General features: G+C 68.5%; 14 protein-coding genes. 7 read left to right on the plus strand and 7 right to left on the minus strand.

Features of this window, described 5'->3' with window-relative positions; genetic code table 11:
* Window positions 1-241: 241 nt before the first annotated feature.
* The 5 genes from FVA80_RS04225 (at window position 242) to FVA80_RS04245 (ending at window position 5,139) form a co-directional block, all read left to right on the plus strand.
* Complete coding sequence (locus FVA80_RS04225) at window positions 242-1,522, plus strand: dicarboxylate/amino acid:cation symporter (RefSeq protein WP_147907583.1); 1,281 nt, start codon at window positions 242-244, stop codon at window positions 1,520-1,522.
* 39 nt (window positions 1,523-1,561) lie between these two features.
* Entirely contained in the window at window positions 1,562-2,479 is a 918-nt protein-coding gene (locus tag FVA80_RS04230) for an amino acid ABC transporter substrate-binding protein (protein ID WP_187193591.1), read from the plus strand.
* Window positions 2,480-2,582: 103 nt separating this feature from the next.
* On the plus strand, window positions 2,583-3,293 hold the full coding sequence (locus FVA80_RS04235; protein WP_147907582.1) for a DUF1007 family protein: 711 nt from the start codon (window positions 2,583-2,585) through the stop codon (window positions 3,291-3,293).
* Window positions 3,284-4,276, plus strand: a complete 993-nt coding sequence (locus tag FVA80_RS04240) for a nickel transporter (protein WP_147907581.1) — start codon at window positions 3,284-3,286, stop codon at window positions 4,274-4,276. The genes FVA80_RS04235 and FVA80_RS04240 overlap by 10 nt, the downstream gene beginning before the upstream one ends.
* Window positions 4,277-4,422: 146 nt before the next feature.
* Window positions 4,423-5,139 (plus strand): hypothetical protein, encoded by a 717-nt coding sequence (locus FVA80_RS04245; RefSeq protein WP_147907580.1) that lies wholly within the window; start codon window positions 4,423-4,425, stop codon window positions 5,137-5,139.
* Here the strand turns inward: FVA80_RS04245 and FVA80_RS04250 are convergent, their stop codons facing one another.
* The gene (locus FVA80_RS04250; RefSeq protein ID WP_147907579.1) at window positions 5,140-5,727 is read right to left on the minus strand and encodes a histidine phosphatase family protein; all 588 of its coding nucleotides are present in this window, start codon (window positions 5,725-5,727) and stop codon (window positions 5,140-5,142) included.
* Between the two features lie 140 nt (window positions 5,728-5,867).
* On the minus strand, window positions 5,868-6,263 hold the full coding sequence (locus FVA80_RS04255; RefSeq protein ID WP_147907578.1) for a VOC family protein: 396 nt from the start codon (window positions 6,261-6,263) through the stop codon (window positions 5,868-5,870).
* A gap of 410 nt (window positions 6,264-6,673) precedes the next feature.
* On the opposite strand from FVA80_RS04255, the gene FVA80_RS04260 reads away from it, so the two are divergent.
* Window positions 6,674-8,365, plus strand: a complete 1,692-nt coding sequence (locus FVA80_RS04260; RefSeq protein ID WP_147907577.1) for a methyl-accepting chemotaxis protein — start codon at window positions 6,674-6,676, stop codon at window positions 8,363-8,365.
* Between the two features lie 323 nt (window positions 8,366-8,688).
* On the opposite strand, the gene FVA80_RS04265 is transcribed toward FVA80_RS04260, so the two are convergent.
* Both FVA80_RS04265 and FVA80_RS04270 read right to left on the minus strand, forming a co-directional pair.
* Complete coding sequence (locus FVA80_RS04265; RefSeq protein ID WP_147907576.1) at window positions 8,689-9,042, minus strand: hypothetical protein; 354 nt, start codon at window positions 9,040-9,042, stop codon at window positions 8,689-8,691.
* Between the two features lie 601 nt (window positions 9,043-9,643).
* Window positions 9,644-10,447, minus strand: coding sequence for a pentapeptide repeat-containing protein (locus tag FVA80_RS04270; RefSeq protein WP_147907575.1), 804 nt, complete (start codon window positions 10,445-10,447; stop codon window positions 9,644-9,646).
* Window positions 10,448-10,630: 183 nt separating this feature from the next.
* On the opposite strand from FVA80_RS04270, the gene FVA80_RS04275 reads away from it, so the two are divergent.
* A complete protein-coding gene (locus tag FVA80_RS04275; protein ID WP_147907574.1) occupies window positions 10,631-11,305 on the plus strand; it encodes a Crp/Fnr family transcriptional regulator in 675 nt (224 codons plus the stop codon).
* A gap of 51 nt (window positions 11,306-11,356) precedes the next feature.
* Here FVA80_RS04275 and recF read toward each other — a convergent pair whose 3' ends face one another.
* The 3 genes from recF to dnaN form a co-directional block, all read right to left on the minus strand.
* A complete protein-coding gene (gene recF, locus FVA80_RS04280) occupies window positions 11,357-12,493 on the minus strand; it encodes a DNA replication/repair protein RecF (RefSeq protein ID WP_147907573.1) in 1,137 nt (378 codons plus the stop codon).
* 290 nt (window positions 12,494-12,783) lie between these two features.
* A complete protein-coding gene (locus tag FVA80_RS04285) occupies window positions 12,784-13,035 on the minus strand; it encodes a type II toxin-antitoxin system ParD family antitoxin (RefSeq protein ID WP_147907572.1) in 252 nt (83 codons plus the stop codon).
* A 12-nt stretch (window positions 13,036-13,047) separates the two neighbouring features.
* Entirely contained in the window at window positions 13,048-14,169 is a 1,122-nt protein-coding gene (dnaN, locus tag FVA80_RS04290; RefSeq protein ID WP_147907571.1) for a DNA polymerase III subunit beta, read from the minus strand.
* Between the last annotated feature and the right edge of the window lie 20 nt (window positions 14,170-14,189).

Below are 14,189 nucleotides of genomic sequence, written 5' to 3' on the forward strand. Positions count from 1 at the left end.
TTCTCGCGGGCGCAGGTTTTTGGTCCAGCCTGCAGAAACGGCAGGCAAGCCGGGAGAGCAAGTCTCGTACCGCAGCTGCGACCGGTCGGCCACAGGTTTCAACCCCGGGCGAACGTCCCGGGAAAACAGTCGGCCAAGTCAGTAACACCCCGCGAATGGGCTTGCATCTGGCGTAGTTCGTGCTTCACGTTAACGAAAATCAATGCTGGTCCATCCCGGGCGGCGACGAGGAGCAGTACCGATGTCGGGTTCACGGCTCACGACGTTGATTTTCATCGGCATGCTGCTCGGGATAGCGGTGGGCTACGCCTGCAGCATCACCTGGCCGGATCCGCAGACGGCCAAGGAAATCGCCGGCTATATCGCACTGGTCTCGGACATCTTCCTCCGCCTGATCAAGATGATCATTGCGCCGCTGGTGTTCTCGACACTTGTCGTCGGCATCGCCCATCTCGGGGATACCGCCGCGGTCGGCCGGGTCGGTGGAAAAGCGTTGCTCTGGTTCGTCGGGGCCTCGTTCTGCTCGCTGATGCTGGGCTTGATCCTGGTCAACCTGATGCAGCCGGGCCACAACCTGAACCTGCCCCTGCCCGATGTCGGCGCCGGCACCGGGCTCAAGGCGGCTTCGCTGTCGCTCAAGGAATTCGTCACCCACCTGGTGCCCAAGAGCGCCGTGGAGGCGATGGCCAACAACGAGATCCTGCAGATCGTGGTGTTCTCGATCTTCTTCGGCGTGGCGCTCGCGGCGCTCGGCGAGAAGGGGCACTTCCTGGCCCAGGGCATCGAGGGCCTGGCCGACGTCATGCTCAAGGTGACCGGCTACGTGATGCTGTTCGCCCCCGTGGCGGTGTTCGCGGCCATTGCGGCCACGATTACCACGCAAGGGATCGGCGTCCTCGTGACCTACGGCAAGTTCCTGGTCGAGTTCTACGCCGGCCTCGCGGTGCTCTGGGCGCTGCTGATGGGCGTCGGCTTCCTGATGCTCGGCGGCAGCGGCATCATGCGGCTGTTCAACCTGATCAAGGAGCCGTTCGTGCTCGCCTTCTCGACCGCGTCGAGCGAGGCGGCCTACCCGAAGATGCTGACCAACCTCGAGCAGTTCGGCGTGCCCAATCGCATCACCTCGTTCGTGCTGCCGATGGGTTACTCGTTCAACCTGGACGGCTCGATGATGTACTGCACCTTCGCGGTGATGTTCATCGCCCAGGCCTACAACATTCCTCTCACCTGGGGCCAGCAGCTCACGATGCTGTTCCTGCTGATGGTAACCTCGAAGGGCATGGCCGGCGTGCCGCGCGCCTCGCTGGTGGTGATCTCGGCGACGCTGGCGCAGTTCAACATCCCCGAAGCCGGCCTGCTGCTGATCATCGGCATCGATCAGTTCCTGGATATGGGCCGCTCGGCCACCAACGTGCTGGGCAACAGCATCGCCACCGTCGCGGTGGCCAAGTGGGAGGGCCAGCTCACCAGCACCGATCAGCGCCTCGACCATGTCGGCACGGTCCCATCGCCGGCTGAATAGGACGGCTCGGGGTCACGCGGAGGACACGGGATGTCGGCGATGCGGTTCGGCTTGGTCATGGCAGGCGTGCTCGCCTTGACGCTGGTGGGCGCCCCGCGCCCCGCCGATGCCGTCGAGGTGCTCACCGGCACCCTGAGGCGGGTGGCCGAGCGCGGCGAGATCGTGCTCGGCTATCGTGAGAGCTCGGTGCCGTTCTCTTTCGTGGAGGGCAAGCACCGGGACGGCAGCCCAAGGGCGATCGGCTACGCCATCGACCTGTGCGGCGAGATTGCCGACGACATCCAGGCGGCGATCGGACGAACCGTGACGGTCCGGTACGAGCCGGTCACCGCGGATACGCGCATCCCAGCCCTGACCTCGGGCAAGATCGACCTCGAATGCGGCTCGACCACCGCCAACGCCGAGCGGCGCCGGAGCGTCGCCTTCTCCCCGGTCGACTACATCAGCGCGACGCAGCTATTGGTGAAGAAGGGCTCCGGCGTGGCCTCCTACCGGGACCTCGGCGGCAAGACCGTGGTGGTCACGGCCGGCACCACCAACGAGAAGGCGGTGCGCGACCTCCTGGCCAAGCTCAGGATCCAGGCGCAGATCGTGACGGCCCCCGACCATGCGGCGTCCTACGCCATGGTGAAGGCCGGTCAGGCGGACGCCTTCGCCACCGACGACGTGCTGCTCTACGGCCTGATCGCCACCGACAGCCAGGACGGGGCCCACTACACCGTCCTGCCCGACAAGCTCTCCTACGAGCCGTACGGCATCATGTTCCGCAAGGACGATCCCGAGTTGGCTGGGATCGTGGCCCAGACCTTCACGAGGCTCGCCGAATCGCGCGCGCTGCGCTGGATCTACGAGCGCTGGTTCCTGAAGCGCCTGCCCAACGGCGAGCGCCTCGACATCCCGATGTCGAACGACCTGCGGACGAGTTTTCAGCTGATGGGCCTGGACGCGCAGGAGTGACGTCTCGGGACCTGCTGCGCCTCGCTTTCGCCCAACCAGCGGATGAGGAAGGGGCCGCGTTTCTCGTGGTCCCCCCTCTCTGCAGCGAGCGTGCCGCCGCCCCATGCCGATCGCCGCGCCTTTCCCCAAGCCCGTCCCCAAACCGGTGCCGAAGCCGGCCCTGAAGACCGTCGCCCTGCTCCTGGCCGCCGGCCTCGCCTGCGCCGCCACGCCCGCGTCCGCCCATCCCCATGTCTGGGTCACCGCGAAGGCGCAGCTCGTCTATCAGGACGGCAAGCTCGTGGGCGTGCGCGATACCTGGAGCTTCGATCCCGAATACACCGCCTTCGTCACGCAGGGGCTCGACACCGACAAGGACGGCACGCTCTCGCCCGACGAATTGGCTGGGCTCGCGGCCGAGAACACCAAGAACCTCGCCGAGTTCGGCTACTTCACGAAACTGAAGGTCGGCGGCAAGGACCAGGCCTTCGCCGAACCGAAGGAGTCGGCGATGCGCCTTGAGGGCAAGGCGCTGGAGCTGAGCTTTCTGCTGCCGCTCAAGGCGCCGGTCCAGCAGGGCAGGGGCGTCGCGGCCCTGGAAGTCTACGACCCAACGTATTTCGTCGCCTTCTCCTTCGCGGAGGGCTCGGACGCGGCCACCCTCGCGGGTGCGCCGCAGGGCTGCGCCGCCACGGTCACTCGTCCGAAGACGGAGCAGCCCAAGACCGCCGAAGCCGGTTCGCCCGGCATGACCGAGGCCTTCTTCGAGGCGCTCACCGCCGCCTCGTCCTACGGAGTCCAGTTCGCCAGCCGGATCCTGGTCGCATGTCCGTAGGGATCGGCGTTGCCGCGCAGCCCCGGTACGGACGGCTCGGGTTGCGGTTGGGTCTGATGGCCGCCGCCGTGGTGCTGGCCGCCCTCGTGGCAGCCGGGCTGGCCTGGCTCATCGCCCCCGGGATCGCCGCGCCGCCGGCACGCTCGCCGTTCGGCATCGGCTTCCGCGAGGCGGCCCCGGCCGCCTCGGGTCTCGGCGGCGTGATCCTGGCCCTGCAGGCGAGCTTCTCCCGCAGCCTCAACGCCGCCGTATTGGCGCTGAAGGGCGGCGGCGACTGGGCGCCGCTGATCGGCCTGGCCTTCGCGTACGGCGTGTTCCACGCCGCCGGCCCCGGCCACGGCAAGGCGGTGATCGCCGGCTACATCCTGGCAGGCGAGCGGGCCCTGCGTCGGGGCTGCGCCCTGAGCGCCTGCGCGGCCCTGCTCCAGGCGCTGGTCGCGGGGGCGATCGTCGGGATCGGCACCGTGGTGCTGAACGCCACCGCAGCCGGAGTGACCCGGGCCGGAACCGTGATCGAGACCGCCAGCTTCGCCCTCGTCGCCGTGGTCGGGCTGTCGCTGACCTGGCGTAAGGCCGGCCGGCTCGTCCAACTCGGGACGCCCTGCGGACCTGGCTGCGCCCACCTGCCCGACGCCCGGACGCTCGACAGCCTGGATAGCTGGCGCGCCCGCGCCGGCGTGGTCCTGGCGGCGGGCTCGCGGCCCTGCGCCGGAGCGGTGCTGATCCTGGTCTTCGCGGTCTCGCAGGGGGTGCCGGGGGCGGGGATCCTGGCTGTCCTGGCGATGGCGGTGGGCACCGCGCTGACCACCACGGCCCTGGCCTGCCTCGCAGTCTTCGCCAAGCGTGCGGCCCTGCGCCTCGCGGGCGGTCGCGGCCAAGCGGGTCTGCTGGCCATCGGCGGCCTGGAGCTCGTGGCCGCCGCCTTCGTGCTGGTGCTGGGCGTCGCGATGCTGTCCGGCCTGGCACTGAACCTCGGCGGGTGAGTCCGCAATCGAACGGTCGAAACCCGTTTGCGGATGCCGGGCAGCGCGCGGGCTGTCGCAGGATCAGCCCCTTACCGGCGAGCGAAATCGTCTCGCCAACAGGGCTTTAGCGTGTCACGCTGCCGTCTCGAGGCGGAGGAGCGCGGATGCACGCCGACTTCCTGACGATCCTGAACTGGCGCCTGCTGGCCGGATCGCATCCCTTCCCGGGTCCCGATGGCGGAACCTGCATCAACGAGGCGGCGATCGTGGCCGCCGGGCTGCCTTACAAGGCGATCCGTTCCAGCGCCGATTGCCCACCCTGCTTCTCCAGGCCGATCGCGGCCTACGCGCTGGGCCTCAACGACGCGATGCCGGACGACGCGCGGTCCCAATTGATCGCCTTCGTGCTGCGGCTGTCCGGCAGCGCCGACCGGCCGGACGTCGAGGCTGCCCGGACCCGGCGCCTCGCTCTGGACAGCATCCGGCAGATCCTGGCGCCCCTCTGCGCTCGGGCCGGCATGGCCGAGCATGCCGAGGCCTGTGCCGGCGCGCCGGACCTGAGCCTGGGCCTGGCGGCGGCACGGTCGGCCGAATGGCAGGGCGGCGCGCTGGCGCAGGAAGCCGCCCGCATGCGGCGCTGGCGGGACGGCGCACTGCAATCCGCGGTCGCCCGCACGGCGACGGCGGCCCAGCGCGCGGCCGAGGATGCCCGCTGTGCCGCCGAGGTCGCCGAGGGCGCGGCCCCGTTCGTGCCGGACACCTGGGCGCGGGCCTGCACGATCCTCGACGCTGCCCTGGCGATCGGCCGGCAGGCGCCGGAGATCGACCTCATCGGCGCCCGTGCGCGCCTCGACGCGGCCCGGGCGCGAATCCCGGCCTGATCAGGCCAGGACGGGCTCGGCGGCGAGGTCCAGTTCGATGGAGGCGCAGTTCTCCAGGAATGTGCCGGTGAGGTGATAGAAGAACGTCCCGTGACCGACCACCGCGATCGTCGTCTCGGGCCGCCCCCGCAGCCACTCCCGGAATCCGGCCACGCGGGCGTCGAACAGGTGGCGCGGCTCTACCGGGTATCCGCCGACCTCGCAGCCGGGCTCGGCATGCCACCACACCTCGGGCAGGTGGCCGACATCGAGATGCGGGAACTCGGCGGCGATCTCGGAGGCGGCCCGGCCGACGTCGCAGCTGCTCTCCTGGCACTCCCGGTGCAGCACCTCGACCAGCACCCGCGGCTGGTTCGGGTGCTCGCCGAACAGGATCGCGGCGGTCTCGATCGCCCGGGTCAGCGGCGAGATCACCACCAGCTCGAACGGGATATCCTTCAGTCGCTCCCGCGCGTCCCGGGCCTGGGCCTGACCTCGCGGGGTCAGGCGGGCGTCGAGCAGGCCGGGATCGCCGCCCCCGTGCCGGTGGGCGGCGTTGAAGGTGGATTCGCCGTGGCGGATGCAGACGATGCGGGTGGTCTCGGGCATGTGGCTCGGATGTGTCGCGTGGGGGAAGGCGGGACGTTGCAAGCGTGCGCCGCGGAAAGCGGATGCCGGTTCGGCGTCAGCGAGCGCGTTGGATCAGGGACTTAGCGCCGGTCCTGATGGCAACGCGGTCGGGAACAACTCTAGGCGAAGCGTCCGCCGCGCTGGATGACCTCGATCTTGTAGCCGTCCGGGTCCGTGGCGAAGAAGAACCGGGCCAGCACGGTATCGCCGTGCTTGAGGGTCTTCACGTCGGTGGCCGGGAAGCCCTCGCGGAGATGGCGGGCGTGTTCGGCCTCGACGTCGTCGACCACGACGGCGATGTGGCCGTAGCCGTCGCCGAGGTCGTAAGGCGTGTCGCGGCCCTTGTTCACCGTGAGCTCCAGCTCGAACGGAGAGGCCGGATCGCGCAGGTAGACCAGTGTGAAATCGTCGAAGTCGTAGCGGTCCGCAGCCTCGAAGCCGAAGGCGCGCGCGTAGTAACTCCGCGCGCGCTCTTCGTCGCGAACGCGGATCATGGCGTGGATGGGCTTGGACATGCGGCAGCGGTTCCGGGATCGTCGAAGCATTCGGGACGCGGTCTATGTGGCGCCGCCTCGGCCCGGGGGAAAGGGCCGACCGTCCGCTGCAACCCCACGCGGTCTCCGGACAACCGCCGCGCCGAGCCTGTACATTGGTTCCTGATACCTGAAAGTAAATTCAAGTTTTTTGACACATTGATGATGCGCTCATCGGCGCAATTATGAGAAACTTTCAAATATATTGTGCGAAATTCTGGTTCTAAAATTGCGAATACATGTGTATTCAAACTGTATTATGCGAATAATACCTCAAATTTTGTCCTGTGACAGAAAAATAGCAGACCTTAGGGCCAGATTAATAGAATCATGATACACGGAGCATTCACCTGGGCTCCAGCCCGACCCCAGACCGACGGACCCGAACAGACATGCTGCGCCTGTCGAACCTCAAGATCTTGACCAAGCTGATCACGGTCGTCTCTCTGATCGGCGTCATCGTCGGCGGCTGCGTCTGGTACGCTCAGTCACGCATGAGCCAGATCGACGACGCCTACAGCGCGTTCATCAACGACGAGGCCGTCGCGGTAGCCGAAGGCCGACGCCTCAACCGATTCGTCTTCGAACTCAACTATTTCGTCTATCGGATCATCGCCGAGACCGACGCGGACCAGATCCGGACCGCCAACGCGGGGTTCGAGGCCGCAGTGCCGAACCTGAAGGAAACGCTCAAGTCGCTGCGCGACCACGCGCCCAGTTTCGCGCCGCGCATCGACGCGCTGGCGATGCGAATCAACAAGTTCCTCACCGACGTCACCGAGGTGCGCCGCCTCGGCACCAGCAACCAGAACGACCAGGCGATCGCCCTGGTCCATTCCGCGATCGATCCGACCTTCTCGACCCTCATGGTCGACGGCAACGCGCTGTCCAACGACATCAACGACTTCATGCAGAGGGGGTCCAACGACCTGTCGGCCAAGACCGATGCCACGCGCCTCAGCCTGATGATCGTCAGCGCCCTCGGGATGCTCGCCGGCGCTGTCCTGGCCGCGTTCATCGCGATGGTCGGCATCACCCGGCCGCTCGACCGCCTGGTCGCCGTGCTGCAGCGGATGGCGAAGGGCGAGATCGAGGCGGAGATCAAAGAGGCAGCCCGCAAGGACGAGATCGGCGCCGTCGGCAAAGCCGTGGAGGGCATCAAGGCGATGGTCGCCCGCAAGGCCGCCGAGGAGGCCGAGGTCCGGCGGGTTGCCGAGGAGGCGGCAGCGGCTGCGCGCAAGCAGACCATGCTGGAGCTCGCCGACGGGTTCGAGCGCGCCGTCGGCGGCATCGTCGGCCTGGTTTCGTCCTCGGCGACGGATTTGCAGGCGACCGCCCAGTCGATGACGGCGAGCGCCACCCAGACCGCCACCCAATCCACCACGGTGGCCGCCGCCGCCGAGGAAGCCGCCGCCAACGTCCAGACCGTGGCCGCCGCCGCCGAGGAGCTTGGCTCGTCGGTCCAGGAGATCGGCCGGCAGGTACTCGGATCGGCCGGACTCGCCCAGTCGGCGGTCGGCGAGGCGGACCAGACCCATCATCTCGTGCAGGCGCTCAGCCAGGCGGCGACCCGCATCGGCGATATGGTCGGCCTGATCTCCAACATCGCCGGGCAGACCAACCTGCTGGCCCTGAACGCCACCATCGAGGCCGCCCGCGCCGGCGAAGCCGGCCGCGGCTTCGCCGTGGTGGCCTCCGAGGTGAAGGAGTTGGCTGCGCAGACCGCCAAGGCCACCGAGGAGATCAGCCAGCAGATCGGCCAGATCCAGGGCGTGACCGGCCAGGCCGTCACGGCGATCGGGGGCATCACGGCGCGCATCCGGGAGATCGACTCGGTGGCGACCTCGATCGCCGCGGCCGTCGAGGAGCAGGGCGCCGCCACGCAGGAGATCGTCCGCAACGTCGCCCAGGCCGCCACCGGCACCAACGAGGTGACCAGCAACATCGCCGGCGTGGCCCAGGCCTCCGAGGATACCGGCGCCGCCGCAAGCCAGGTGCTCAACGCCGCCGGAGAGCTGTCGCGTCAGTCCGAGCACCTGGGCGCCGAAGTGTCCCGCTTCCTCTCCACCGTGCGGGCGGCGTAACGCACCCATCCCCTCTGCGGGCTACGACCTTCAGAGATCGGCTCTCATTGGGCTGACAGGCCCCGCTCCCGAACGGGAGCGGGGCCTCGCGCCTCGTCCGCCACCGCTGCGTGAATCCGCCGGTCCCAGCGGTGGGGGAGACGCACTCGGGGCCGGCCTTGGCCCGGGTGCAGCAGCGCGCTCCGTGAACAGCGTAGCCCGCACGAGTAGACGGCAGAGCCACTCGCCGCTCTCGATGAATCGTCGAACGCGGCGCAGATCATAGGGCCGGCGCGGGCAAACTGCGCGTTCAGGCCCTATCCACCCGCTCCACGTCCGCTCCCTCAGCCGAGCGCGGCGCCGTTCCCGGCGAACTCCCAGACCGGGACGCCAGCCTGCTGGTCGAACCTGTTTCCCGACCCCGAGCTGATGGTGAACCTGACCCTGTGCAGCTCGAGCCGATACACCGCTCGGCCGTCCACCATCAGCGCGCCGCACCGCTTGGTCCGACGTGTGCCGAAGTGGGGGTCGACGCCGAACAGATCGGCCGTCGTCCAACCGAGCCCGTGCGCCTCGTCGCCAAACCGTTCGATGAAGTCGAGGGCGCTGTGCCGGAGCCGCACCCAGCGCTCCACCGCCAAAAAGCGACAGGGTGAGCGCTGCGTCGGCATCGCCGCGATCGAATCGCGCCAGAGCACAACAGGGCTCGGGCGGATAGCGGCGTCGATGGCTGTGCACATATTATTATAATACGACAGAAGCTAAGCATTAACCATGTGAGCTGTCGCCAATCCATCTGATTTTGAGCTTATAAAAATTTGACGCTGGCTTTAACACGAGGAATTTTTCGGCCGATATTTATCGTAACGGAAGCTTGACAAACATAGGTTCCTTATAACCGACAACGTTGCTGCGCAATAAGACAACCGCCGGTTGATTGTGGTAGAAATTTCCCGCCTTGGACCGGGTTCGGATAATGTATTCTCCCGGCCCACGCGGTAGCGGCGGTTCGGACCAAGAGCGCCGGCGCTTCCAAGATGTCTGCGGCCCTCGGGACCCAGGAATTGGCTGGTGGTGCTCGGGCTGTGCCGCGTCGGTGCTGACACCACCCGGATCATCCCGAGGCCGCGTCGCGAAGCCCGGTGATGATGCGCATTCAAGCATCGTTCCGAACGGTGGCCGCCCACTCTCAGAAAACGACGATGCGGATTGAGGACCGCGCGCGTCGTGCCGGTTCTGAGATCCGGTACGATGCGCGAAAGGCCGTCTCGGCGGTGAGAGCTCTGGTGAGCGCTCCGGTCAGGGTGCCGCGCGGGTGACGACGGCCCGGTCGGCGTTCACGCGTCCGGCCCAGTCCTTGGCGCGGTCCTGACCCTTGAGGTCGATCAGCCGGGCGCCGCTGACATCGACGTTCTTGAAGTCCGTGCCCGCCACCGTGGCCCCGGTCAGGTTTGCCCCGGACAAGTCCGAGCCCATCAGCACGACGTCGGTCAGGTCGGCATCCTTCAAGTCGGCGTATTCCAGGCGCGATCGCCCGAGGTTGGCCCCCTTGAGGTTCGCCCCCGTGAGATTCACCGAGGTGAACACCGCCCGCATCAGCCCCATGGACTGGTTCTTGATGTCGGCGCCGCCCTTGAGGTCCACGAGCGTCGCGCCGCTCATATTGGCGCCCTTGAAGTCGCCGATCGGCCTGGACCGGCTGAGGTCGGCGCCGGTGAGATCGGCATTCCGTGCGGTGATGCCGAACATCCTGGCGTCCGCCAGCTTGGCGCCGGACAGGTCGGCCTTCAGGAACCACGCCTGTTCGAGGTTGGCATCGCTGAGGTCGGTGCCGCGCAAATTGGTCTTGTTCAGGCGCGCGGTCCGCAGGTTGGCCCCATGCAGGTTCAGCCCGGACAGGTCGAGGCCGGACAAAGCTTTGTCGTGCAGATCGATCGGCTTGCCATCGGCGGCCGCGATCATCGCCTCGACGTCGGCGCGGCTCATCTCGGCCTGTGTCATCGCGGGCGAGGCCATGTCGGCCCCGAGCAGCAGATCCTGCTCGGCCGTGGCCGGACTGGCGGCGAGTGTAGCCAGCATGACGCTCAGGGCGAGGCGGCGCATCTTTTCACTCCCATCGGGGGCCGGGCGGAGCCGGCCCCGTATCGTGTTGGTTGGGCCGCGATGCTATGCCGGGCCGCCGAACCCGGTCGGTGACCCAGGTCACACAAGTCCGGCACGGTGGGAGAAAAACGCAACGCGCGCCGGACGATCCGCCATCGTCGCGGCCGGAGGGTGACGCCAGCCATGACGGACGCGCAGATGGTCGAGCGCTGGATCGACCGGTTTCCGCTGATGCGCGCCCTCAGCCCCGCGCACCTGCAACTCGCCCGGGGCACCGTGCAGTTCCCTGTGCTGGAGACGGGTGCCACCGCGTACGAGCTCGATGGCGAATGCGCCAACTACCTGATGTGCCTGGACGGGCGCACGCGCGTCTTCCGAATGTCGGAGGCCGGGCGCGAGGTGCTGATCTACAAGGTCGGCCCGGGCGGCACCTGCGCCCTGACCACGCAATGCCTCCTGTCCGGCGGCACCTTTCCGGCGGAGAGCGTGGCCGAGGAACGGACCCAGCTGGCAGCCCTGCCGGTGGGCACGTTCCAGCACCTGATGGACGACAGCGCGGCCTTCCGCAGCTTCGTCATGGACGACTACACGCGGCTGATGTCCGGCCTGTTCACGCTGATCGACGCGGTCGCGTTCGCCCCGCTCAAGCAGCGCCTGGCCCAGCGGATCCTGGCCGAAGCCGATCCCCGGGGCGTCGCCATGGTCACCCACCAGACGCTCGCCGACGACGTCGGCAGCGTGCGCGAGGTGGTGAGCCGCATTCTCGCGCAATGGGCCGAGGCCGGCCTGATCGAGCTCCGGCGCGGCGCGATCGAGGTCGTCGACCGCGCCAGCCTGGCCGCCGCGGCCCGGCGGTGACGCGCGGCGCGCTCCCTCCGCTCTAACTGGAGCGGTCGGCCGCGATCCCGATCACCCCCCGATCCGCAGCACCTCCGTCCGGTCGCCCGCCTGCGCGAAGGCAGCCGGGTCGGCACCGGTCATCCAAACCTGCCCGGGGAGGGCGTCGAGGGCCTCGAACAGGCCGGCCCGGCGGCGCGGATCGAGATGCGCAGCGACCTCGTCGAGGAGAATCATCGGAGCGATGCCGCTCATCGCGCGCACCAGGCGGGCATGGGCCAGGACCAAGCCGATCAGCAGGGCCTTCTGCTCGCCCGTGGAGGCGGTACCGGCCGGGACGTCCTTTGGGCCGTGGCGGACCACGAGATCGGTGGTCTGTGGCCCCGTGAGGGTGCGGCCGGCGGCGCGGTCGCGGTTGCGGCCGTTGCGCAGGGCGAGCCGGAAGCGATCCTCCGCCTCGATCGCCGGCCAGACCGCCACCAGGTCGTCGAGGTCGCCCTCCAGGCGGATCGACGCCCAGGGAAAGGGCTGGGAATCGTCGCGCGTCTCGGCGATCAGCCGGTCCAGGCGCTCGGCGGTCTCGCGGCGGGCAAGCGCGACCGCCACCCCGAGCTCGGCCACCTCCCGCTCCACGGCGTCGAGCCAGCGGCCGTCGTCGGGCCGGTCCTCCAGCAGCCGGTTGCGCGAGCGCAACGCCCGCTCCATGGCGGAGACCCGGGCACCGTGGCCGGAATCCACCGCGAGTACGAGGCGGTCGAGGAAGCGCCTGCGGTCGCCGGCGGCGCCACGGAACAGGCCGTCGAGATCCGGCGTCAGCCAGACCACCCGGACGAACTCGCTGAACGCCACCGGCGAGGCAGCGGGGGCGCCGTCGATGCGGCAGAGCCGGCTCGTGCGCCCGTCCGGCCCCGGCGGCTCGAGACCGGTGCCGAGGCGATGCTCCGCGCCGTCGCGATCCAGGGTGAGCGAGACCGCGAAGCCCCCCGGGCCGTCGACGCGCGCCATGGCGGCGAACTCCGCCCGGCGCAGGCCCCGGCCCGGCACGAACAGCGAGATCGCCTCGAGCAGGTTGGTCTTGCCGGCACCGTTCTCGCCGACCAGCGCGACGAAGCGGGCGCCGGGGTTGAGTTCGAGGTCGGCGTGGTTGCGGAAGTCGCGGGCGATCAGCCGGGTCAGGCGCGTGGATCCAGCGGCGTCGAGTTCACTCATAAGGCGGCAAGGTGGAGCGATCGCGCTCTGAATGCAGCACGCGCCCGATCGAAATGCGGTCGCCGGGAGTGCGATGAAGGATCAGGCAAGATCGGAATATGAGGATCCGTACAGTGAGAGCAATCTTCGGCGCGGGCCTGTCCGTCATCGGCTAACGACCGAGCGACGGACTTCGGTCGAATCGCGCAGCTCCGAGACGCAGCTGCCGGCGCGCGTCTGATTGTCAGCCACGATGACGGCACCGATTGCGCGCAGATCGGTTCGGGCTCGTCGTGACAAAACGACCGGCTTCAAGGGCCGGCCTTTTCCATGGCGGCATAGCGCGCGCCCAAGGCATCCGGCCTGACGTCGAGCGGCTCATCATCTCCGCTCTCGATGCCCTTCCGCCAGGCCTCAGGCATCGTCGCGAGGCGATCCTCGTGCTGGAGCCGCAGCGCGACGCCAGCCGCGATCCCTTCCTGCGGCGAACCGAAGCGACCCGCCGTGATCAGACGATCGCGCAAGGCTTCCCGAGTTGGATCGAGGATCACGGCGTTCGGCATGACAGCCTGCGACTACACCCGCATCGGCATCAGCACGTACAGGGCCGGCGCGCCCTCGCGATCCTGGATCAGGGTCGGCGAGCCCGGGTCGGCGAGCTTGAACAGGGCGGTGTCGCCCTCAAGCTGCGCGGTGATGTCGAGCAGGTAGCGGGCATTGAACCCGATATCGAGGCCGGCGGCCTCGTAATCGACGTCCAGCTCTTCCGTGGCGCTGCCCGAATCCGGGTTGTTGACCGAGAGCGCCAGGCGCCCCTCGGTGAGCCCGAGCTTCACGGCGCGGCCGCGCTCCGACGAGATCGTCGAGACCCGGTCCACCGCCTTGGCGAAGGCGTCGCGCTCCACGGTCAGCCGCTTGTCGTTGTTGGCCGGGATCACCCGCTGATAGTCCGGGAAGGTGCCGTCGATCAGCTTCGAGATCAGGGTCAGGCCGCCGGCGAAGCGCAGGCGGATCTTGGCGGGAGACAGGTCGACCGCCACGGTCTCGCCGCCATCGTCCAGGAGCTTCTGAATCTCGGCGACCGCCTTGCGGGGCACGATCACCCCCGGCATCCCGACGCTGCCTTGTGGGGCCGGGATCTCGACCCGGGCGAGGCGGTGGCCGTCGGTGGCGACCGCGCGCATCACCGGGCCGGCCTCGGACTCCAGCGTGTGCAGGTAGATGCCGTTGAGGTAGTAGCGCGTCTCCTCGGTGGAGATCGCGAACTGCGTCTTGTCGATCAGGCGCTTCAGGTCGGCGCTCGCGATCTCGAACCCGTGTGGCATCTCGCCGGCGGCCAGATCCGGGAAGTCGCCCTCCGGCAGGGCGCCGAGCGCGAACCGCGACCGGCCCGAGCGGATCGTCATCTGGCCGGATTCACCGCCGGTCTCCAGCGAGACCTGGGCGCCGTCGGGCAGCTTGCGCACGATGTCGTAGATCACGTGCGCCGGGACCGTGGTGGCGCCGGGATCGGCCACGTCGGCCGGCACGCTCTCGGTGACCTCGATGTCGAGGTCGGTCGCCCGGAGCTGGAGGCTCGATCCCTCCGAACGCAGCAGCACGTTCGACAGGATCGGGATCGTATTGCGGCGCTCGACGACCCGGTGCACGTGGCCGAGCGACCTGAGCAGGGCCGCGCGCTCGACGGTGACTCTCATCGCGATACTCAAGTGATGGG

The sequence above is a fragment of the Methylobacterium sp. WL1 genome, assembly GCF_008000895.1.
Lineage (GTDB): Bacteria > Pseudomonadota > Alphaproteobacteria > Rhizobiales > Beijerinckiaceae > Methylobacterium.